Here is a 348-nt window from a genome sequence, read left to right on the forward strand (position 1 = left end):
GTCTTCGGGCTGCTCGGGCCCAACGGCGCCGGGAAGACCACGGCGATCCGCTGCATGACCACGCTCCTACCGGTACCGGCGGCGCAGGCCCGCCCCGTCGGGGACCCCGCCCCCCCCGCCCCGGCCGTGCCACTGTGGGCCACCTTCGCCGCAGCCCCGATCAGCACCGCCAACGGCCGGCGGCGGAAATCGAAACCCGACCGCCCCTCCGGGCCCTGGGGGGGGGGGGCCCAAAAACCCCGGCCCACCCCCGCCGGTACCGGTAGGAGCGTGGTCATGCAGCGGATCGCCGTGGTCTTCCCGGCGCCGTTGGGCCCGAGCAGCCCGAAGACCTCGCCCTCGGCCACG

General features: G+C 76.4%; 2 pseudogenes. One reads left to right on the forward strand and one right to left on the reverse strand.

Annotation, left to right across the window (positions count from 1 at the left end):
* Nucleotides 1-111: pseudogene (locus TN53_RS49750) on the forward strand (ABC transporter ATP-binding protein); the annotation flags it as partial.
* Nucleotides 112-233: 122 nt separating this feature from the next.
* On the opposite strand, the pseudogene TN53_RS46575 reads toward TN53_RS49750, so the two are convergent.
* Nucleotides 234-348 (reverse strand): annotated as a pseudogene (locus tag TN53_RS46575) (ATP-binding cassette domain-containing protein); the annotation flags it as partial.

It is taken from the genome of Streptomyces sp. WM6386 (genome assembly GCF_000972385.1).
GTDB lineage: Bacteria > Actinomycetota > Actinomycetes > Streptomycetales > Streptomycetaceae > Streptomyces.